The sequence below is a fragment of the Pyxidicoccus xibeiensis genome, assembly GCF_024198175.1.
Classification (GTDB): domain Bacteria; phylum Myxococcota; class Myxococcia; order Myxococcales; family Myxococcaceae; genus Myxococcus; species Myxococcus xibeiensis.
The window spans coordinates 35442-55082 of the sequence record NZ_JAJVKV010000027.1; the positions used below are offsets into that span (position 1 = coordinate 35442).

Annotated in this window: 13 protein-coding genes; 10 read left to right on the forward strand and 3 right to left on the reverse strand. The window is 70.9% G+C overall.

Annotated elements, in window-relative coordinates; all coding sequences use genetic code 11:
* Positions 1 to 186: 186 nt before the first annotated feature.
* From LXT23_RS47830 to LXT23_RS47850, 5 genes are all read left to right on the forward strand, one after another.
* Positions 187 to 9279, forward strand: a complete 9093-nt coding sequence (locus LXT23_RS47830) for an Ig-like domain-containing protein (protein WP_253987240.1) — start codon at positions 187 to 189, stop codon at positions 9277 to 9279.
* Positions 9280 to 9340: 61 nt separating this feature from the next.
* Positions 9341 to 10252 (forward strand): glutaminase, encoded by a 912-nt coding sequence (locus tag LXT23_RS47835; protein ID WP_253987241.1) that lies wholly within the window; start codon positions 9341 to 9343, stop codon positions 10250 to 10252.
* A gap of 54 nt (positions 10253 to 10306) precedes the next feature.
* Positions 10307 to 11185 (forward strand): hypothetical protein, encoded by an 879-nt coding sequence (locus LXT23_RS47840; RefSeq protein WP_253987242.1) that lies wholly within the window; start codon positions 10307 to 10309, stop codon positions 11183 to 11185.
* A gap of 117 nt (positions 11186 to 11302) precedes the next feature.
* Complete coding sequence (locus LXT23_RS47845) at positions 11303 to 11710, forward strand: hypothetical protein (protein WP_253987243.1); 408 nt, start codon at positions 11303 to 11305, stop codon at positions 11708 to 11710.
* A gap of 76 nt (positions 11711 to 11786) precedes the next feature.
* On the forward strand, positions 11787 to 12377 hold the full coding sequence (locus LXT23_RS47850; RefSeq protein ID WP_253987244.1) for a hypothetical protein: 591 nt from the start codon (positions 11787 to 11789) through the stop codon (positions 12375 to 12377).
* A 55-nt stretch (positions 12378 to 12432) separates the two neighbouring features.
* Here LXT23_RS47850 and LXT23_RS47855 read toward each other — a convergent pair whose 3' ends face one another.
* On the reverse strand, positions 12433 to 13617 hold the full coding sequence (locus LXT23_RS47855; protein ID WP_253987272.1) for an iron-containing alcohol dehydrogenase: 1185 nt from the start codon (positions 13615 to 13617) through the stop codon (positions 12433 to 12435).
* Between the two features lie 26 nt (positions 13618 to 13643).
* The gene (locus tag LXT23_RS47860; protein WP_253987245.1) at positions 13644 to 15101 is read right to left on the reverse strand and encodes a glutamine synthetase family protein; all 1458 of its coding nucleotides are present in this window, start codon (positions 15099 to 15101) and stop codon (positions 13644 to 13646) included.
* A gap of 177 nt (positions 15102 to 15278) precedes the next feature.
* Between LXT23_RS47860 and LXT23_RS47865 the strand changes: the two genes are divergently transcribed.
* From LXT23_RS47865 to LXT23_RS47885, 5 genes are all read left to right on the forward strand, one after another.
* Positions 15279 to 16034, forward strand: a complete 756-nt coding sequence (locus LXT23_RS47865; protein WP_253987246.1) for a glutamine amidotransferase-related protein — start codon at positions 15279 to 15281, stop codon at positions 16032 to 16034.
* Positions 16035 to 16055: 21 nt separating this feature from the next.
* Entirely contained in the window at positions 16056 to 16586 is a 531-nt protein-coding gene (locus LXT23_RS47870; RefSeq protein ID WP_253987247.1) for a hypothetical protein, read from the forward strand.
* 109 nt (positions 16587 to 16695) lie between these two features.
* A complete protein-coding gene (locus tag LXT23_RS47875; protein ID WP_253987248.1) occupies positions 16696 to 17493 on the forward strand; it encodes an alpha/beta fold hydrolase in 798 nt (265 codons plus the stop codon).
* Between the two features lie 15 nt (positions 17494 to 17508).
* Entirely contained in the window at positions 17509 to 17967 is a 459-nt protein-coding gene (locus LXT23_RS47880) for a hypothetical protein (protein WP_253987249.1), read from the forward strand.
* A gap of 123 nt (positions 17968 to 18090) precedes the next feature.
* Positions 18091 to 19308, forward strand: a complete 1218-nt coding sequence (locus LXT23_RS47885; RefSeq protein ID WP_253987250.1) for an AI-2E family transporter — start codon at positions 18091 to 18093, stop codon at positions 19306 to 19308.
* Between the two features lies 1 nt (position 19309).
* Here LXT23_RS47885 and LXT23_RS47890 read toward each other — a convergent pair whose 3' ends face one another.
* The gene (locus LXT23_RS47890; protein WP_253987251.1) at positions 19310 to 19627 is read right to left on the reverse strand and encodes a hypothetical protein; all 318 of its coding nucleotides are present in this window, start codon (positions 19625 to 19627) and stop codon (positions 19310 to 19312) included.
* Between the last annotated feature and the right edge of the window lie 14 nt (positions 19628 to 19641).

Consider the following 19641-nt stretch of genomic DNA (forward strand, 5'->3'; position numbering starts at 1 on the left):
AGGCGAGTTCCGAGGCGGCCCGCCAGAGGGTGGCCCCCTTCCCTCGCCCCCTCCGGACATGCGATGTGCAAGCACGAGCCTCGCGACAGGTGAGGCTCAGGGCCGTGTCTGTCTGGGCCCCCCGGCTCCGTCATTGCCGGGCACCCGCCCGGCCGCCTCTTGCATCGGCCATCCGAGAAAAGCCTCGTGCGCGCTTCCGCCTCGTCCCTGTTCGCTCCGCCGTTCCGAATCAGCTGTCTGCTCGCGCTGACCCTGGCCGTCGCCTGCACCCGCGACGCGCCGGCCCCCGCCGCGAGCGAGCCCCCGGCACCCGCCGTTCCAGAAGCCCAGACACCCCGTCCGGAGAGCGCCCCCTTCGACGTGGGCGCCGTCATCCGCCAGGTGCACTTCGCCTTCCGTCCCGACAAGGAGGCCTGGAGCGGCGGCCACGCCACGTACACGGTCCGCTCCGGCGCGCAGGGCCTCACCCTCACGCCCTACCACCACCTCCGCGATGCGAAGGCCGCGCCCCGGCCGGGCGTCTCCGGCAAGGCCGGCGCTCCCGCCTCGACGCTCGAAGGCGCCCCCCTCACGCTGGGGACGCCCCGCCTGACGCGCGGCGCGCGGCGCCTGGGCGCCGACGCGGCGAAGGGCCAGGTCGAGCAGGATGGCCACCTGACCCTCGCGCGAGGTGACGTCACCGAGCACCTGCGCAACGGCGACGACGGCGTCGAGCAGTCCTGGGCCTTCGAGCGCGCGCCCGCCGGCGCCGGGGACCTGCTGGTGGAGATTCCGGTGGAGGGCCTCACCTACCGGGGCGTCACCGGGACGGGCCTGCACTTCTCCGACGCGAAGACGGGCCTGGGCTTCCGCTACGGCCACGCCACCTGGGTGGACGGCCGGGGCCAGCGCACCTCGCTGAGCGCGAGCTTCTCCGAGGGCCGCATCCAGCTTCGCGTCCCCGCCGGTGTGCTGGACGGCTCCGCGTACCCCGCGGTGCTCGACCCGTTCATCACCCCCGAGTTCGGCATGGACTCGCCGGTGCTGGGCCCACAGCTCGATGACCAGATGGCCCCGGTGGTGTCTGCCCTCGGCTCCACGTGGCTCGTCGCCTGGCTCGACTTCCACGGGAGCGGCCCCGCGCACCTCACCGGCTCGCGGGTCTCCAGCTCGGGCCAGGTGCTGGACCCCATCGGCATCACCCTCTCCCCCGGGGCCCGGTCACAGGGTGGCGCGGCAATCGCCGCATCGTCGAGCGAGTGGCTCGTGGTGTGGGAGGACACCACGAGCAGCGCCAGCGACATCTACGGCATGCGGGTGAGCGTCTCGGGCCAGGTGCTGGACCCCGCGGGCATCGCCATCGCCGCGACCACCGGGTCCCAGATTTCTCCGGCCGTCACCTCCTCGGGCTCGGGGTGGTACGTGGTCTGGAGCGAGGCCAACAGCAGCAGCTCCATCTCCCTCATCAACGGCGTCCGGCTGTCGAGCACGGGGCAGCCGGTGGGCAGCCCCGTGAGGCTCAGCACCGCGACGGGCTGGGCGCTGTCGCCGGACGTCGCCTTCAACGGCACGAACTACTTCGTCGTCTGGCAGGACTACACCAGCGCCCGGGGCTTCGACATCCGCGGCGCGCGCGTCTCCTCGACGGGCACGCTGGTGGATGCCACGCCCCGGACCCTCGTCGCGATGGGCGGAGACCAACGCAGAGCCGCGGTCGCCAACAACTCAACCTCCTGGTTCGTCGCCTGGGAGGACCTCCGCGCCGACTCCAACGGCGGTGACATCTTCGGCACCGTCGTGTGGTCCGACGGAACGGTGGCGACTCCGAACGGACAGCGCATCACGGTGGGCAGCGGCGCCCAGACCTACCCGGACGTCGCGGCCCTGGGCTCGGGCTGGTTCCTGGTCTGGGAGGATCCCGAGAACGGCTTCCCGGACATCCAGGGCGTGAGCCTGGACTCCAGCGGGTCGCCGTCGAGATACGTCACGGTGTCGGCCGATGGACGGGCGGAGTACCTGCCCTCGGTGTCCTCGGCGGGCGGGGACGTGCTCGTCGTCTGGTACGAGGCGCACGGCAACTATGACGTCCATGCCGCGCGCGTGACGACCAGCAACGTGGTCCGTGACACCCCCGGCCTCCTGCTGAGCACCGCGTACAACGAGCAGTTCTCCCCGTCGGTGGCCCGGAACGGCACCGACTACCTCGTCGTCTGGCGGGACAACCGCGCGGGCCAGTCGGACATCTACGGCGCCCGGGTGACGAGCCAGGGCACGGTGCTGGACCCCTCCGGCATGGCGCTGTGCACCGTGAGCGGTGAGCAGGACAACCCGGTGGTCGCCTCCAACGGCACGGACTGGATGGTGGCCTGGGACGACAACCGGTTCGATGCGACCTACGAGGACCTCTACGGCGTGCGCCTGTCGCGGACGGGGGTGTTCCTCTCGGGCTGGTCCATCACGCAGCTGTCCAGCGCCATGCGCCGGCCGGCCCTGGCCTCGGACGGCACGGACTGGTACGTCGTCTGGGAGGACGGCCGCAGCTCCCTGTCCCTGGCCTCGTGGGACATCTTCGGCGCGCGCATCAGCCCGGCGGGCGTCGTTACTCCCAGCGCCGGGACGAACCTCACCACCGGAAACAACTTCCGGCAGGGGAGCCCCTCCATCGCCTTCAATGGCACGGACTACCTGGTCGCGTGGACGGACTACCGGAGCGGCGAGGACATCTATGGCACGCGCGTGTCCCGCACGGGCACGGTGATGCCCGAGGGGGGCTTCATGCTCAGCGGCGCGCCGGGGGACCAGCTCGCGCCGGTAGTGGCCTCCGCGGGGTCGGAGTGGTTCGTCGTCTGGCAGGATGCGCGAACCGGACTGGACATCTACGGCACGCGCGTGTCCTCCTCGGGCGTGGTGATGGACGCCCCGGGCCTGGCCATCGCCACCACCGCCATCGCCCAGCGCAACCCCACCGTGGCCTCGGACGGCACGAACTACTTCGTTGCCTGGGAGGAGCAGACCACCTCCACCAACCGGGACATCCACGGCGCGCGCCTGTCGGGCGCTGGGAGCGTCCTGGACGCGCCCTTCGCCATCGCCGCGGCGGCGGAGAACGAGACGCTGCCCTCCGCCGCCACGCATGCGCCCTCCGAGTTCATGCTGGTGTACCAGCGGACCAGCTCGGCGACGGCCACGCCGAACGAGCGCATCCGGGCGCGGCGCGTCACCTTCAACCGCGCGCCCGTGGTCTCCGCGCGGACGCTGACCACCGCCGAGGACACTCCGGCCGCCATCACCCTCACGGGCACGGACGCGGACAGCAACTCAATCACCTTCACCCTCGTCACGCCGCCGGGACAGGGCACGCTGAGCGGCACGCCACCGGACGTCACGTACACGCCCTCGGCGAACTACCACGGCCCCGACAGCTTCACCTACCGCGCGACGGATGCCTGGGGCGAGAGCTCGGCGCCAGCCACCGTGTCGGTGACGGTGACGCCGGTGAACGACCCGCCCACGGGGGTGCCGGTACCCGTCCAGCTGAACGAGGACTCGGCCGTGGACCTGCCGCCGCTGCAGGGCACGGACCCCGACAACGACGCCCTCACCTTCGCCGTGCAGGAGCTGCCCACGCACGGCACGTTGACGGGGACGCCCGCGAGCCTGCGGTACGTGCCCGACGCCGACCACCACGGCACTGACAGCTTCACGTTCATCGTGACGGACGCCTCGGGGGCCGCGTCCGCGCCGGTCCGGGTGCCCATCACCATCCACCCCATGAACGACGTCCCCGTGGCGTTTCCGCAGAGCGCCCAGCTGGACCAGGACTCGGGCGTGGACCTCGTGCTCCAGGGCATGGACGTGGACGGGGACGCGCTGACCTTCCACATCGATAGGGTTCCCGCGCACGGCACGCTGAGCGGTACGGCGCCGAGCGTGCGGTACACGCCGGCCACCGGCTACTCGGGCCCGGATGACTTCGTCTTCCGGGTGCGGGACGGGCAGGCATCCTCCGCCAGCGTCACGGTGAGCCTCACCGTGCGGTACGTCAACGGAGCGCCGACGGCGATCGCCCGGTGGGTGACGACGCCGGAGGACACGGCCCTGGCGCTCACGCTTTCGGGCGTCGATCCGGACGGCGGAGCGCTGACATACGCGGTCGCGACCTGGCCCACCCATGGCAGCCTGAGCGGCACGCCCCCGAGCCTCACGTACACGCCCGGCCCGGACTTCCACGGCTCGGACCGCTTCACGTTCGTCGTGAGGGACTCGTCGGGTCTCAGTTCCGCGCCCGCCACGGTGACCGTCACCGTGGCGCCGGTGAATGACGCGCCTGTGGGGCTCGCGCAGAGCGGCGAGCTGGACGAGGACACCCGGCTGGACCTGGTGCTGCGAGCCTCGGACGTGGATGGAGACATCCTCACCTTCAACACCACCGTGCCGCCCTCGCGCGGCAGCCTGACGGGCACTCCGCCCAACGTGAGGTACGTCCCCTTCCCGAACCTGCATGGCACCGACAGCTTCAGCTTCCAGGTGTCGGACGGCCGCGCGCTCTCCGCCCCCGTGACGGTGAGCCTCACCATCCGTCCCGTCAACGACGCGCCCAGGGCGAATCCCATCAGCATCCTCATGAATGAGGACGCGCCCGTGAACATCACGCTGTCGGGCACGGACCCGGAGGGCGAGGCCCTGACCTTCGCGGTCGCGACTCCGCCTGCGCATGGCACGCTGAGCGGCACGCCGCCGAACGTCACGTACACGCCCACGGCGGACTTCAACGGTGACGACCTCATCACCTATACGGCCACGGACACGGCGGGAGCCACGTCGCCGCCCGGCAGCATTCGCATCACCGTGAGGCCCAACAATGACCATCCCGTGGCCCACTCCCAGGCGGTGGAGCTGGACGAGGACACCCCGGCAGCCATCACCCTGACGGGCTCCGATGTGGAAGGGAGCGCACTGACGTTTGTCATCGGCCGGCCTCCCGCGCATGGCTCGTTGAGCGGCACGCCGCCCGACGTGACGTACACGCCTGCCTCCGGCTTCCATGGCACCGACAGCTTCACCTTCACCGTCAGGGACGACCAGGTTTTCCCCTCGGCGTCGGCAACGGTGTCGCTGTCGGTGCGCCCGGTGAACGATGCCCCGGTGGCCCTGGGTCAGAGCCGGGTGGCGGACGAGGACACGCAGCTCACGCTCACGCTCACGGGTCGTGACGTGGACGGTGACGAGCTGACCTTCAACCTTGCGTCGGCTCCCACGCATGGCGCGCTCAGCGGCTCGGCGCCGGACGTCACGTACACGCCCGCCTCCGACTTCCATGGCGAGGACAGCTTCACCTTCACCGTGACGGACGCGCATGGGGCAACGTCCGAGGCCGCCACCGTCCGTCTCACCGTGCGTCCCGTGAACGACAGCCCGGAGGCCCAGGCGCAGGCCGTGGAGACGGACGAGGACACGGCTCGCGCCATCACCCTCGCAGGCTCGGATGTCGAGGGCGGAAGCCTCACCTTCGCGATTGCAGCCCCGCCCGCGCACGGCACGCTGAGCGGCACGCCGCCGGACGTCACGTACACCCCGACCGCCGACTTCCACGGCACCGACGGCTTCACCTTCACGGCCACCGATTCGTCGGGCGCCACCTCGGCGCCCGCCACGGTGATGGTGACGGTGCAGCCGATGAACGACACGCCCGTGGCCACCGCCCAGTCGCGTGAAACGGATGAGGACACGGCCGTGTCACTCAGGCTGGCCGGCACGGACGTGGATGGGGAGGACCTCACCTTTGCTCTCGGCTCCACGCCCACGCGGGGCACGCTGAGTGGTACGCCACCGGACGTCACGTACACGCCGGACGCCAACTTCCATGGCACCGACAGCTTCACCTTCACCGTGACGGACGCGACGGGAGTCACCTCGGCGCCCGCCACCGTCACCCTGACGGTGCGGCCTACGAACGATGCGCCTGTGGCGGTTGCCCAGTCGCAAGAGACGAACGAGGACTTGCCGGTGCTCCTCGCGCTGACGGGCACGGACCTGGATGACCAGTACCTCACCTTCGCGGTGGCGACGCAGCCCGCGCACGGCACGGTGACCGGCACGCCGCCCGACGTGACGTACACGCCGGCCGCCGACTTCCACGGCACCGACCGCTTCACCTTCACCGTGACGGATGCCTCGGGGGCGACCTCCGCGCCGGCAACGGTGTCGCTGACGGTGCGTCCGGTGAACGACGCGCCGGTGGCCCTCGCTCAGAGCGGCTCGCTGGACGAGGACACGGGGCTGGACCTGGTGCTCCGGGGGTCGGACGTGGACGGCGACGCACTCACCTTCATCATCGCCGTGCCGCCCTCGCGCGGGAGCCTGACGGGCACTCCGCCCGACGTGAGGTACACCCCGCCCCCGAACTTCCACGGCACCGACAGCTTCAGCTTCCAGGTGTCGGACGGGCGCGAGCGGTCGGCCTTGGTGTCGGTGAGCCTCACCATGCGCCCCGTCAATGACGCGCCCGTGGCGCTGCCTTTCGGCATCGGCCTGGACGAGGACGCGTCCATGAACTTCACGCTGTCGGGTACGGACCCGGAGGGCGAGGCGCTGACCTACGCGGTCGCGACTCCGCCGGCCCACGGCATGCTGATCGGCAGTGCGCCGGACCTCACGTACCAGCCCGCCGCGGACTTCCATGGCACCGACAGCTTCACCTTCACCGCGACGGACGCGACGGGAGCCACATCGCCGGCGGCCACCGTGCACATCACCGTGAACCCCATCAACGATGCCCCGGTCGCGCAGGCCGTGTCGGCCGAGCTGGACGAGGACACTCCGGCAATCATCACCCTGGCGGGCTCCGACGTGGAGGGCAACGCGCTCACCTTCATCATCGGCCAGCCTCCCGCGCACGGCATGCTGAGCGGCACTCCGCCCGCCGTGAGGTACCTGCCGGCCCGCGACTTCCATGGTGCCGACAGCTTCACCTTCACCGTTCGCGACAGCCGGGGCGCCACCTCCACGCCGGCAACGGTGTCGCTGACGGTGCGGCCGAGGAACGACGCGCCAGTGGCCCTCGCGCAGACGGCGGAGACGAACGAGGACACTTCCGTGTCCCTCTCGCTGACCGGCACCGACGTGGACGGTCAGGGCCTCACCTTCGCCCTTGGCTCCATGCCTGAGCGCGGCACGCTGACCGGTACGCCACCGGACGTGACGTACACGCCGGCCGCGAACTTCCACGGCACCGACCGCTTCACCTTCACCGTGACGGATGCCTCGGGAGCCACCTCGGCACCTGCGACTGTGACGGTGACGGTGCTGTCCGTGAACGACGCGCCGGTGGCCCTCGCGCAGAGCCGGGAGACGGAAGAGGACAGGCAGCTCGCGCTCACTCTCTCGGGGACGGACACGGACGGTGACGACCTCACCTTCACGCTCGGCTCGCCTCCCACGCATGGCGTGCTCACCGGCTCGGCGCCGGACCTCACGTACACGCCCGCCGCCGACTTCCACGGCGAGGACAGCTTCACCTTCACCGTCACGGACACTCGGGGCGCGACGTCCGCGTCCGCCACCGTCCGCCTCACGGTGCGCCCCGTGAATGACACCCCCGTCGCCCACGCACAGGCCGTGGAGACGGACGAGGACACGACTCGCGCCATCACCCTCACCGGCGCGGATGTCGAGGGCGGGAGCCTGACCTTCGCCTTCGCCACCCCGCCCGCCCGCGGCACGCTGAGCGGCACCCCACCCCACGTGACGTACACGCCGGCCGCCGACTTCCACGGCACCGACAGCTTCACCTTCACGGCCATGGACCCGTCGGGCGCCACGTCGGCGCCCGAGACTGTGACGGTGACGGTGCGGCCCTCGAACGACGCGCCCGTGGCCACCGCGCAGTCGCGCGAGACGGACGAGGACACCGCCGTGTCCCTCACGCTGAGCGGCACGGACGTGGATGGGCAGGACCTCACTTTCACGGTGGCGACGCAGCCCGAGCACGGCGCGCTCACGGGCACTCCGCCCGACGTGACGTACACGCCGGCCGCCGACTTCCACGGCACCGACAGCTTCACCTTCACCGTCTCCGACGGCGTGGCCACGTCCACGGCCACCGTGTCCCTCACGGTGCGACCGGTGAATGACGTGCCCCTCGCGCTGGACCAGACGCTCCAGGTGGAGCCGGAGCCCACCGCGCTGACGCTGGCGGGCACCGACGCGGACGGAGACTCACTGACCTTCGCCATCCACACGCAGCCCGAGCAGGGCACTCTCACGGGCACTCCGCCCGAGGTGACGTTCACCCCGTCCGAGGGCTTCCGGGGCACCGCTACCTTCACGTTCACCGTGTCGGACGGCATGGCCACCTCGGCACCGGCCACGGTGACGCTGCGGGTGGGCAACAGCGCGCCCGTGGTGGCCTTCACCACGCAGACGCAGCGTCCCGATGAGGGCGAGGCGCTCCGCTTCCAGACGACTGCGGCGGACGCGAACGGCGATGCTCTCACCTTCGCCTGGGACTTCGGCGACGGCGCCACCTCCGAGGAGACCAGCCCCACCCACGCCTACGCCAACGAGGGCACCTACGAAACGGTGCTGACGGTGACGGACGGCATCGACACCGTTCGGCAGTCCGTGGTGCTGGAGGTCCAGAACGCCGCCCCGGTGCTGGTGCCGGTGGAGGCCCCCGCCCGGGCCGAGGAGGGCCAGGCGCTCACCTTCCACGCGCAGGCCAGCGACAGCGGCGAGCGCGATGCCCTCGCCTTCACCTGGGACTTCGGCGACGGGAGCGCGCCGGCCTCCGGGCCGGAGACGACCCACACGTACGCGGACAGCGGCACGTACACGGTGAAGGTCACCGTGACGGACGACGTTGGCGCCTTCACTCAGTCCGTGCGCGAGGTCCAGGTGGCCAACCTGCCCCCGGTACCCGAGCCCGTGCCCGCGCAGACGGCGCGGGGCGGCGACGCGCTGTCGCTCCAGCTGGCGGCCACGGACGTGGCGGGCGAGAGGGACCCGCTCACCTGGAGCCTCGTGGAGGGCCCCGGCGCCGTCACACCTGAGGGCCTCTACACCTGGCAGACCGAGGCGAGCACGGATGGCCACTTCCCCGTCCGCGTCCGGGTGACGGATGACGACGGCGGCAGCGCGGACCTCGTCCTCGACGTCACCGTCACCGCCCGGCAGCAGCGGCCGGTCATCCTGCCGCCGGACAGTGGCTGTGGCTGCGCGTCCAGCCAGGGCGGCGCGGCCTCGTCCGCGACGCTGCTGTTCCTGGTGGCCGTGCTCGTCTCCCGCCGCAAGCGGGCCTGAGCGCGCGGCCCCACGCCCGTCCACCCCGGCTAACATGGGCCGCCGAGGTGGATGGGCGCGCATGGACTATCAGGCGATTCTCACCGAGGTGATGGCCGCGGTCCGGCCCTCCATCGGACAGGGGCGGGTGGCCAACTACATTCCGGCCCTGGCGGCGGTGGACCCGGGCCGCTTCGGCATGGCGCTGGCCACCGTGGACGGCCAGCTGTTCGGCGTGGGCGACTGGCGGGTGCCCTTCTCCATCCAGAGCATCTCCAAGGTCTTCACCCTGGCCCTCACGCTCGCCAGGGACGGGGACACCCTCTGGCGCCGGGTGGGCAAGGAGCCCTCGGGCAATCCCTTCAACTCCCTGGTCCAGCTCGAGTACGAGCAGGGCATCCCCCGCAACCCCTTCATCAACGCGGGTGCGCTCGTCATCACCGACCGGCTGCTCGGCCTCACCGGTGACGCCCGCGGCGTGCTGCGCGACTTCCTCCGCGCGGAGAGCGGCAACCCGGACGTGGACTTCGACCCCGTCGTCGCCGCGTCCGAGGCCGAGCACGGCCACCGCAACTCCGCCCTCGCCCACTTCATGGCGAGCTACGGCAACATCGAGAACCCTGTCCCGCGCGTGCTGGAGCACTACTTCTGGCAGTGCTCGCTGGCCATGAGCTGCGCGGACCTCGCCCGCGCCTGCGGCTTCCTCGCCCGCCACGGCGAGCGCGCCGGAGGCGACAGGCTCCTCACCCGGAGCCAGGCCAAGCAGGTCAACGCGGTGATGCTCACCTGTGGCACCTACGACGCCGCGGGAGAGTTCGCCTACCGCGTCGGCCTGCCCGGCAAGAGCGGCGTGGGCGGAGGCATCATCGCCATCATCCCCAACCGCTGCGGCCTGTGCGTCTGGAGCCCCGGGCTCGACGCACGCGGCAACTCCGTGGCGGGCGTGGACGCCCTGGACCAGTTCACCACGCTGACAGGCCTCTCCGTGTTCTGAACACCCCTCCCAGAGTCCGTTGACAGCACGCTTTCCTCATCATCCAATAAAGTGATGAGAAACCTTATTTCCGCGATTTGCACCACTACCTTGCTCTCTGCCGCGTGCGGGGGCGAGGGCGCCCTGGACGAAGGCACGGCCCCTGGCGAGGCACTCACGCACCAGGAGCAGGCCGCCTACTCGGGCGTGAATGGCACGTACTGTCTGGAGAGCCCGTACAACTGCAAGCTGCAGGACCCGGGCGGCAACCGCGTCCCCACGAACGACCCGGCCGACGACAACTGGGGCCTGGTGACGGGCGTTCCCATCCGGGACGGCAACGGCACGGTGGTGGGCACCAACACGCGGACGAGCGCCGCCTTCAACTACGGCCAGACGCGCACCTTCGCGGGGGAGCTGCATGCCTTCGCGGTGTCGACCTCCAACTCGAGCGCCGGGTGGCTGCCCATGTCCGCCATCCTCGGGCGGACGTCCTTCGAGCAGAAGGTCGGCCACGTCTCGGCGCTGGGCGCGGGCCTGGCGAAGCTGGGCTGCTACGCCGTGCGCAACTCGCACGACCCCGTGCTCGAGCTCAAGAAGGTGGTCTACGACAGCACGGCGACCCACGAGCGCGCGGGCGACTACCTGCCGCTGGTGCGCGCCAATGGCCTGCGCTCGGTCAACCTCATCTTCAACGTACCGGGCTTCGCCCTGGGAGGCCCCGCGGTGGACCACTTCCCGGCGGGCACGAAGTTCCAGCGCCTGGACGTGCCCACCGATGACGGCCCGCCGTCCATCGACATCCCGCTCTGGGTCCAGGACAGCACGGGCCGCTACCGCCAGCAGTCGGGGACGATGAAGTTCATCTACGGCTACGTCATCGCCGCCACGGGCACCAAGCGCAACGGGTGGATGGCGTACGACGCGCTCCTGGTCAGCTCCGGCTGCCCGTGAGCCCCTGAAGGCCCTCGCCCTGCCCGGCGCACGGAAGTGTCCAGGCAGGGTGCAGCGGCGGCCCGCTCCGGAGGTCTCACGAGGACAGCGGAGGCAAGACAGGCCACGATGCGCCCCATGCGCCCTTCCCTCCTGCTCTGTTCCTTGCTGCTGTGCCTCGGCTGTGCGCGCTCGGTGGAGCCCACCCAGCGGCCCACGGATGCGGCTTCTCCCGAGGCCGGCGGCGAGCTGGCGCCCCCCGCTCCGGCCGTCACGGATGCCGGCCCCGTCGCCGAGGCGGAGTGCCGGAGCGACGCCGACTGCGCCGTCACCAACATGCCCGAGGGCGAGTGCTGCCCCACGCTGTGCACCGGCCGCGTGGTGACGGCAAGGGAGGCCCAGGGGCTGCTCGCGAGTGAGCGCGCCTGCGTGGAGCGCGGTGAGCCCTGCGCCCTTCCCCCCTGCGCGCCCCCCAGGAGCCGCATCGTCCCGGTGTGCACTGGCGGTCGTTGCACCGCGAGAATGGTGCCGATGGAGTCGCCGTAACTTCCCCCAGGTCCAAGGCTCCGAAGTAGGCTGAACACGCAGACGGTCGTTCTTCCACGCCCCTCGGGAGGGACACATGAAGCGCTGGTGTGGGTTTCTGGCAATGGTAGCGGTAGCGCTGTGGACGAGCTGCGACGGGAAGAAGTCGGACAGGCCCACGCGCGCCCAGCTGCGGAAGACAGGTGCCGCGACGGTGGAGGTGGTCCCCTCGGACGGCCAGCTCCCCTACTGCATGCTCTACACGGTGTCCGAGAAGGGGGTCATCCGGCAGCTCACGCTCACGCGGGAGAACCGCTCCATCCGGTGTGACGCGAACAGGCCTGTGGCCAACACGAGCTTCCGCATCCCCGTCCAGGAGGGGAAGGTGCGGATGTACATCTTCTTCTCCGACGAGCGCATCCCCGCGGGCCCGGTGGCGCAGCAGCTCTATGACTTGCGAGGCCAGGAGCGCATCAACGCCATGGACCTGCGCCTGCCCGGCCGCGTGTTCGTGGAGACGCTGGAGTTCAGTCCCGAGGAGGCCGCGCCGACCGTGACGGGCGCGGTGGTGGGTGCGCAGGGCGAGGTGGATGCCGGCACCAACGGGAACGGCAACGGCGCGGGCGCCCCGGTGCTCCCGGACGGCGGCACCCTGGGAGCGCCGCCGGGCTCGGAAGAGACGCCCTGAGCAGCACCGGGGGAGGCAGGGACAGGGCCTCCCCCGGAGCACGCGGGGCCCGCGGCTAGAAGGCCTCGCGGGCCATGGCCAGCAGGTCGGCCTCGGTCACCTTGCGCGGGTTGCTCAGGTGCGAGGCGTCCTGGAAGGCCTTGTCGGCAATCTTCGGCAGGTCCTTCTCCTGGACGCCCGCGTCGCGCAGCCGCGCGGGGATGCCGACGGCCGCGTTGAGCCGGCGCACCCGGTCGATGGCGTTGCTGGCGAGCACCTCCTCGCGCGCGTTGGACGTGTCACCCATGGCCACTGCCACGCGGGCCAGCCGCGCCGTGCAGACCGCGCGGTTGAACTCCATCACCACCGGCAGGACGATGGCGTTGGACAGGCCGTGGTGCACGCCGGAGATGGGCGTGAGCGCGTGTGCCAGTGCGTGGCAGGCGCCCAGGCCCTTCTGGAAGGCCATGGCGCCCTCCATGGCCGCCACCATCATGTCCGTGCGCGCGGCCAGGTTGCTGCCCTCGCGCACCGCCGTCACCAGCGAGCGCCCCACGCGGTGGATGCCGTCGATGGCCACCGCGTCCGCCAGTGGGTGGAAGCCGTTGGCCAGGTACGCCTCCAGGCAGTGGGTGAAGGCATCCATGCCCGTGGCCGCGGTAACGCCGGGAGGCAGCCCCAGCGTCAGCTCCGGGTCGCAGATGGCCGCGCGAGGCAGCAGGTGCGGGCTGAAGATGACCGTCTTGCGGCCCGTGTCCTCCAGCGTCACCACGCCCGAGCGCCCCACCTCCGAGCCGGTGCCCGCGGTGGTGGGAATCGCGATGAGCGGCGGCAGGTCGTCGTTCACGAACTGGTCCCCACCCTTGGCGTCGTCGTAGCGGCTGAGCGGCGGCTCGTGCGTGGTCATCAACTGCACCAGCTTGCCCGCGTCCAGGGCGCTGCCACCGCCCAGGGCGACGATGCCGTCACAGCCGCCCTTGCGGTAGGCCTCCAGGCCGGCGAAGACGTCGCGCTCGGTGGGGTTGGGCTCCACGCGGTCGAAGACGGCGCACTCCAGGCCGGCGCCCTTGAGCACCTCCTGCACGCGCGCGGCCAGCCCCGCCTTCACCACGCCGGCGTCCGTCACGAGCAGCGGGCGCTTCATCTTCAGGCGCTGCGCCTGTGCGGGCAGCCGCTGGAGTGCGCCCGCGCCGAAGACGATGCGCGTGGGCCAGGCCATCTCCGTGACACGCGGCTCGGTGGGGATGTCGAACGGCTTCATGACTGCTTCCTCCATCGTCGTGCTCATCAGATGAGCTCCAGGTAGCGCTCCAGCTCCCAATTGGTGACGGCGCGCTCGTACTGGCGCACCTCCCACTCGCGCGTGCGCACGAAGTGGTCCACGAATCCTTCCCCCAGCAGCTCCCGCGCGCGCTCGCTGTTCTTGAGCAGCGCCACCGCTTCCTTCAGGTTGCGAGGCAGCGGCCGGGAGTCGGCGACCGCGTACGCGTTGCTGTTGCAGGCGGCGGGCGGCTCCACCTCGTTTTCGATGCCCCACAGGCCCGCGGCCAGGCTGACCGCCATGCCGATGTACGCGTTCATGTCCGCGCCGAGCTGCCGGTACTCAATCCGCATCGCCTTGGCGTTCTCGCCGATGACGCGGATGGCGGTGGTGCGGTTCTCCAGGCCCCACGTCGCGGTGGTGGGCGCCCAGGTGTTCTCCACGCTGCGCTTGTAGCTGTTGATGGTGGGCCAGTAGAGCGCCGTCAGCTCCGGCATCAGCTCGAGCTGCCCGCCGATGTAGTGACGCATCATCCGGCTCATGCCGTGGGGCGCGCCCTCGTCGTGGAAGAGGTTGCGGTCGCCCTTGAGGTCCCACAGCGACTGGTGCACGTGCCCCGAGCACCCCGGCAGCTTCGCGTTCACCTTGGCCATGAAGCACGCGCTCAGGCCATGGCGGGAGCAGATCTCCTTCACCACCGTCTTGAAGAGCACCGCCTTGTCGGCGGACTTCTCGATGTCGTCGTAGCGGATGGCGGCCTCGAACACGCCGGGCCCCGTCTCCGTGTGGAAGCCCTCGATGTTCAGCCCGAAGGCGTTGCACCCGTCGATGAGCGCGTGCACCAGCGGCGCGTTCTGCGAGGTGCGCAGCCACGAGTAGCCGAACATGCCCGGCGTCAGCGGCGTCAGCCCCTGGAAGCCCTTCTCCTTCAGGGTGTGGGGCTGCTCCTTGAAGATGAAGAACTCGTACTCCGCGCCGAAGCGGGGCAGGTAGCCCAGCCCGCGCGCACGGGCCGCAATCTTCTGGAGCAGCTGCCGCGGGCTCGCCTCCAGCGGCGAGCCGTCCGCGTTGACGAAGTCCAGCAGGAAGGCCGCGGTGTCCGGCTCCCACGGAATGATGCGCCCGGTGGTGGTGTCCACCTTCGCGTGCGCGTCCGGGTAGCCCGTGTGCCAGCCCGTCACCTGGGTGTTGTCGAGCAGCTCGTCGTGCAAATCCCACCCGAAGACGACGTCGCAGAAGCCCAGGCCGCCCTTGGCGGCGCTGAGGAACTTCTCCAGGGAGATGTACTTGCCGCGCCAGACGCCATCGACGTCCACCGCGCCCACCTTCACCTTCTTGATGCCCTTCTCGTCCAGCCACCGGCGCAGCGTGTCGGTGTCCGTGGAGTCGCGAGGCGTGCCGCGCGCGGGCTCTCGCTCCTTGGTGCGGGCTCTTCGGGCCATGGCTGGATGCGTGAGGACCTTCGCCTTGGAACGCGTCGGCATGGGTTTCTTCCTTACTGGCCGCCAAGGGTGGCGGGCGGGCCGTCGATGAGCAGCTTGAGCGCGTGGAGCCGAGGAGTGAGCGAGCGAGCGTCGGTCATCGAGGTGCCTCGGGGGTTCCGCCGCCGGGTGGTTCAGGAGCGGACACGCGTGGCACGAGACGTTAGGAACGAGGCAAGGATGCGGCAACCTGCGGCGGTGAAGAACGTCCTCTTGCTGAAAGCAGGCGACGCGGCCCTGCCCGTGCGCCTCTCGGTGGGCGACTACGAGCGGTGGTTTCTGCAAACCATCGGACTGTCGGATTACCGCTTCGACATCCTCCCCGTGCACCGCAACGCACCACTGCCCACAAGCTTGAAGGGCTACGACGCGGTGATGATGACGGGCTCGCCGCTGTCGGTGACACAGCTGGAGCCGTGGATGGCGCGCGCCGGGGAGTTCATGGTGGAGGCGGGCGAGCGCGGCACGCCCGTGCTGGGGGTGTGCTTCGGCCAGCAGCTGCTGGCGCATGCGTACGGCGGCCGGGTGGGGCGCAACCCGCAGGGCCGGGAGACGGGCACCGTGGAGGTGGCGCTCACGGAGGAGGGCCGCAAGGACGCCCTCTTCGACGGGCTGCCCGAGCGCTTCGCCGTGCAGGCCACCCACGAGGACATCGTCTCCCAGCTCCCCGAGGGGACGCGGGTGCTGGCGGGCAACGCCAACACGGCCACGCAGGCGCTGGCCTTCCGGAAGAACGTGCGCGGCGTGCAGTTCCACCCGGAGGCGCCCACGGACGCCATGCGCGCCATCATCCTGGCCCGCCAGGAGGGCCTGGAGCGGGACGCCGTCGCGCGCGGCGCCGCCCCGGGAGAGCGGGTGCCCCGGCTGCTCGCGGGAATCCTGCCCACTCCCTCCGGGAGGCGAATCCTGGTGAACTTCCTCGAGCGCTTCACCTGACCCGTCGTCCCGAGGCTCCACTTGCCGCGTCTCGCTCTGTCGTCCCTCCTCCTCGTCCTCCTCACCTCCGCCTGCTCGGACGACCTCTGCGCCTCGGCCCCGCGCTGTGACGACACGGAGGCCATCAACTGCGAGCCCACGTGCGCCGTGGGCCCCTGCTCCACCGGGCCCACCGTGCAGGACTGCGGAGAGGCCACCACGTGCACCGTCGTCCCTGGAGACCGGGACGACTCGCGCTTCTACCGCTCGCGCGCGGTGTGTGCCCGGGCGCTGGCGGCCTGCAATCCGGCGGAGGCGCCCGCGCCCACCTGCGAGGACGGGCGCTTCGTCGTCGGCTGCAGCGCCTACCGGCGCGACATCCGCGTCCCCTGCTCGCAGGCGGGCCTGTACTTCGACCGTGCGCCGGCGTGCTGCCAGGGCACGCCGGGAGATGGCGGCACGGACGCGGGACTTCCGGATGCGGGGCTTCTGGACGGAGGCGCCCCGGACGCCGGGACAGGTGACGGTGGGATTCCCGACGCTGGTGCCCCGGGGGGCGACGCCGGACGTTGAGCACCCCGCGTTGGGCCTGCCCGACGTGAGGGGCAGGCCAGCGGACGAGCGGCGCGTTCCCTATCCTGGCCGTGTCTGCGGCGCGTGGGGGCGCCGAGGGGGGACGCCAATGAATCCGCTCGTCCTGGGGTACCGCCGGTGGAAGCGCCAGTTCCGGAGCCTGGCGGCCTACGTCCACCTGGGCCCGAACGCCAACCGCATCGTCCGCAAGACGGACTTCAGCAACTGCCAGAAGCCGGTGCTGCTGCTGTACGGCTTCTTCAGCACCCGGCGCGTCTTCGAGGTGCTGGAGCACCGGCTGCGGCGCGACGGCTACTGTGTCTGGTCCATCCACCTGGGTGGGGCGATGGACCGCTTCAACACCTACGGCATCGACGTGCTGGCCGAGAAGGTGCGCGAGAAGGTGGAGCGGATGTACGCGCGCTTCCCGGGCATGGGGCCGCTCACCATCATCGGCCACTCCAAGGGCGGCCTCATCGGCGCCTATTACGTGAAGCGCCTGGGCGGAGACCAGCGGGTGCGCAGCGTCATCACCCTGGGCACCCCGCACCAGGGCTCGCGGATGGCCTACCTGGGCTGCGCGACACTGGGCTGGTTCAGCCGCAGCATGTGGCAACTCACGCCCGTGTCGCCCTTCATCAAGCAGCTCCGGGTGGGCGCCTTCCCGCGAAACGTGCGCCTGGTGTCCCTCTACTCGCGGGATGATGGAATCACCCCCTGGCGCTCCTCCCGGCTGGACGTGGACGAGCAGCCCAACGTCTCCAACGTCGAGCTGACGGGCGTCGGGCACGGGGAGCTGCTCACCCGGCGGTCGGTCTACGACGTCATCCGCCGCGAGCTGGCCGTGGGCTATGGCGCCCCCGCGCCCCCGCCCATGCTGCGCGCGCTGCCGATGCCGGCGTCCTGAGGTAGAGAGGAAGACATGCCCTCGCGCTGGGACCACCTCTTCGACCTCAAGCCCGTCACCCTGCTGGACCACCTGCTGGAGGAGGTGGCGAAGCTGCTGGCGAAGGACCTCCAGCAGTGGCCCCCGCCGGTGCAGGAGGTGGACATGGAGACCGGCGGCAGCTTCGCGCCCCTCTTCACCGAGGCCCGCCCCCGCCCCGCTCCCGCCGTGTACACGGAGGCGCTGCGGCTGACGCGGTGGGAGCTGGAGCACGAGGCCGAGGCGTACGACGAGTACATGCGCAACAAGCGCTACCTGGAGCGCGGCCTGGGCCCGGACGACCGGCTGGCGCTGCTGTTCCTCAGCCGCTGGCTCACCGAGCAGATGACGGGCCTGGGCGAGGCCACCGGGGGCCGCGTCAAGCGCAGGCACATGCTCCAGTGCCTGGACGGACTGGAGGCGAAGCTCCGGCTCGCCCAGGGGCCCCAGGCCTGACGCCGGCCCTGCCTGCAATCTTGCACGGACATCACCCCTGAGCTGCTCACCTGCCTGCACGGCGGCCCGGACCCGCGGTGCTGGTGCTTGTCAGAGGGGTGGCACTGCTCTAAGCCGGATGCCATGTCGTCGCATCCCCTGGACACCGCATCCTCTGAACGACGCAAGCGCCTGCTCCTGCTGGGGGCCCTGTGGCTGCTGGTGGCGGCGGCGCTGTTCGCCTTCCGCTCGGTGGTGATGCCCTTCGCGGGCGCGGCGCTCCTCGCGTACCTGGTGCAGCCGCTGGTGGCGCGCATCACCCGCCTGAGGGTGGCCGGCCGTGCCATTCCACGCGGGGCGGCCATCCTCCTCATCTACGCCGGCTTCTTCGTGGGCGTGTACCTGTTCTTCGTCGCGCTGGTGCCGCAGCTCTACCGGGAGATGGCGCGCGTCAGCCGCGACACGGTGGCCCTGGCCAACAAGCTCACCCCGGAGCACGTGCAGGAGCTCGCGCAGCGCGCCGAGACGTGGCTCAGCACCCGGGGCATCCCCGTGGCCCTCTCCAACCGCGCGCTGGAGGGCGCCGACGCCGCGGCGGGCACGGGCCAGTTCAGCCTGGCGTTGGATTTGGAGCAGCTGCTGGGGGACGCGGCGAAGCGGGCCTCGTCGCTGGTGCAGGAGAACCTGGGCGACATCGTCAACGTGTCGCGCACCATCGTCGCCGGGGTGGCCGCCGGCGTCTTCATGATGTTCTTCGTGATGATGGTGGCCGCGTTCTTCTCCATCGACGCGCAGGCCATCCGCCGCTACTTCGGCACGCTGGTTCCGCCCGAGTACCTCCAGGACGCGCGCCAGCTGATGGAGCGCGTGGACCGCTCGCTGGCCGGCGTGGTGCGCGGCCAGGTCACCATCTGCATCGTCAACGGCCTGCTGACCTTCATCGGGCTGCTGCTGTTCGGCGTGAAGTTCGCCTTCCTGCTGGCGACCATCGCCACCTTCTTCAGCCTCATCCCCATCTTCGGCACCATCCTCAGCTCGGTGCCCATCGTCCTCATCGCGCTGGCGGACGGCTTCCAGAAGGGGCTGGCCATCCTCGCGTGGATTGTCGGCATCCACGCGCTGGAGGCGTACTTCCTCAACCCCAAGATCATGGGGCAGGCGGCGCACCTCCACCCCGTCATCGTCGCCTTCTCCCTCATCGCCGGGGAACGGCTCTACGGGCTGGTGGGGGCCCTCTTCGCGGTGCCCGTGGCCTCCATCCTCGTGGCGTGCTTCGACTATGCACGCCTCAAGGCGCAGCCCGGGCCCGTGGCGGCCGCCCCGGCGGTGGAGGCCGAGCGGCTGCAGCCGCCCGCGGCCTGAGTCACTGACAGGCGGCGGAGCAGCGCGAGTTGCGGCAGGTGGGGATGCAGCGGCCGCAGTCGATGGAGCCGGGCTGGCAGCTTCCCGTGCAGGTGACGCCGCCGCAGCTCGGGCCTTCTGTCACGTGCGTGACAGCGGTGCCCAGGCCGCAGCAGGCGTCGGCCACGCAGTCGTCTTCGTCGTAGCAGGTCTTGTTGGACAGCACGGGGGGAGGCTCTCCCCCCGGCAGGTCCTCGACGCCCAAGTCACATCCCGCGAGGGCTCCGAGTGTCATCCCCACGACAAGGGTGAGCAGGCGGGCGAGCACGGGTCGGCGCATGGGCGCTCCTTTTT

Coding starts and splice junctions, on each gene's coding strand:
- LXT23_RS47835 (WP_253987241.1), top strand. CDS start 9,341: ATGGACTATCAGGCGATTCTCACCGAGGTGATGGCCGCGGTCCGGCCC.
- LXT23_RS47840 (WP_253987242.1), top strand. CDS start 10,307: ATGAGAAACCTTATTTCCGCGATTTGCACCACTACCTTGCTCTCTGCC.
- LXT23_RS47845 (WP_253987243.1), top strand. CDS start 11,303: ATGCGCCCTTCCCTCCTGCTCTGTTCCTTGCTGCTGTGCCTCGGCTGT.
- LXT23_RS47850 (WP_253987244.1), top strand. CDS start 11,787: ATGAAGCGCTGGTGTGGGTTTCTGGCAATGGTAGCGGTAGCGCTGTGG.
- LXT23_RS47855 (WP_253987272.1), bottom strand. CDS start 13,617: ATGAAGCCGTTCGACATCCCCACCGAGCCGCGTGTCACGGAGATGGCC.
- LXT23_RS47860 (WP_253987245.1), bottom strand. CDS start 15,101: ATGCCGACGCGTTCCAAGGCGAAGGTCCTCACGCATCCAGCCATGGCC.
- LXT23_RS47865 (WP_253987246.1), top strand. CDS start 15,279: ATGCGGCAACCTGCGGCGGTGAAGAACGTCCTCTTGCTGAAAGCAGGC.
- LXT23_RS47875 (WP_253987248.1), top strand. CDS start 16,696: ATGAATCCGCTCGTCCTGGGGTACCGCCGGTGGAAGCGCCAGTTCCGG.
- LXT23_RS47880 (WP_253987249.1), top strand. CDS start 17,509: ATGCCCTCGCGCTGGGACCACCTCTTCGACCTCAAGCCCGTCACCCTG.
- LXT23_RS47885 (WP_253987250.1), top strand. CDS start 18,091: ATGTCGTCGCATCCCCTGGACACCGCATCCTCTGAACGACGCAAGCGC.
- LXT23_RS47890 (WP_253987251.1), bottom strand. CDS start 19,627: ATGCGCCGACCCGTGCTCGCCCGCCTGCTCACCCTTGTCGTGGGGATG.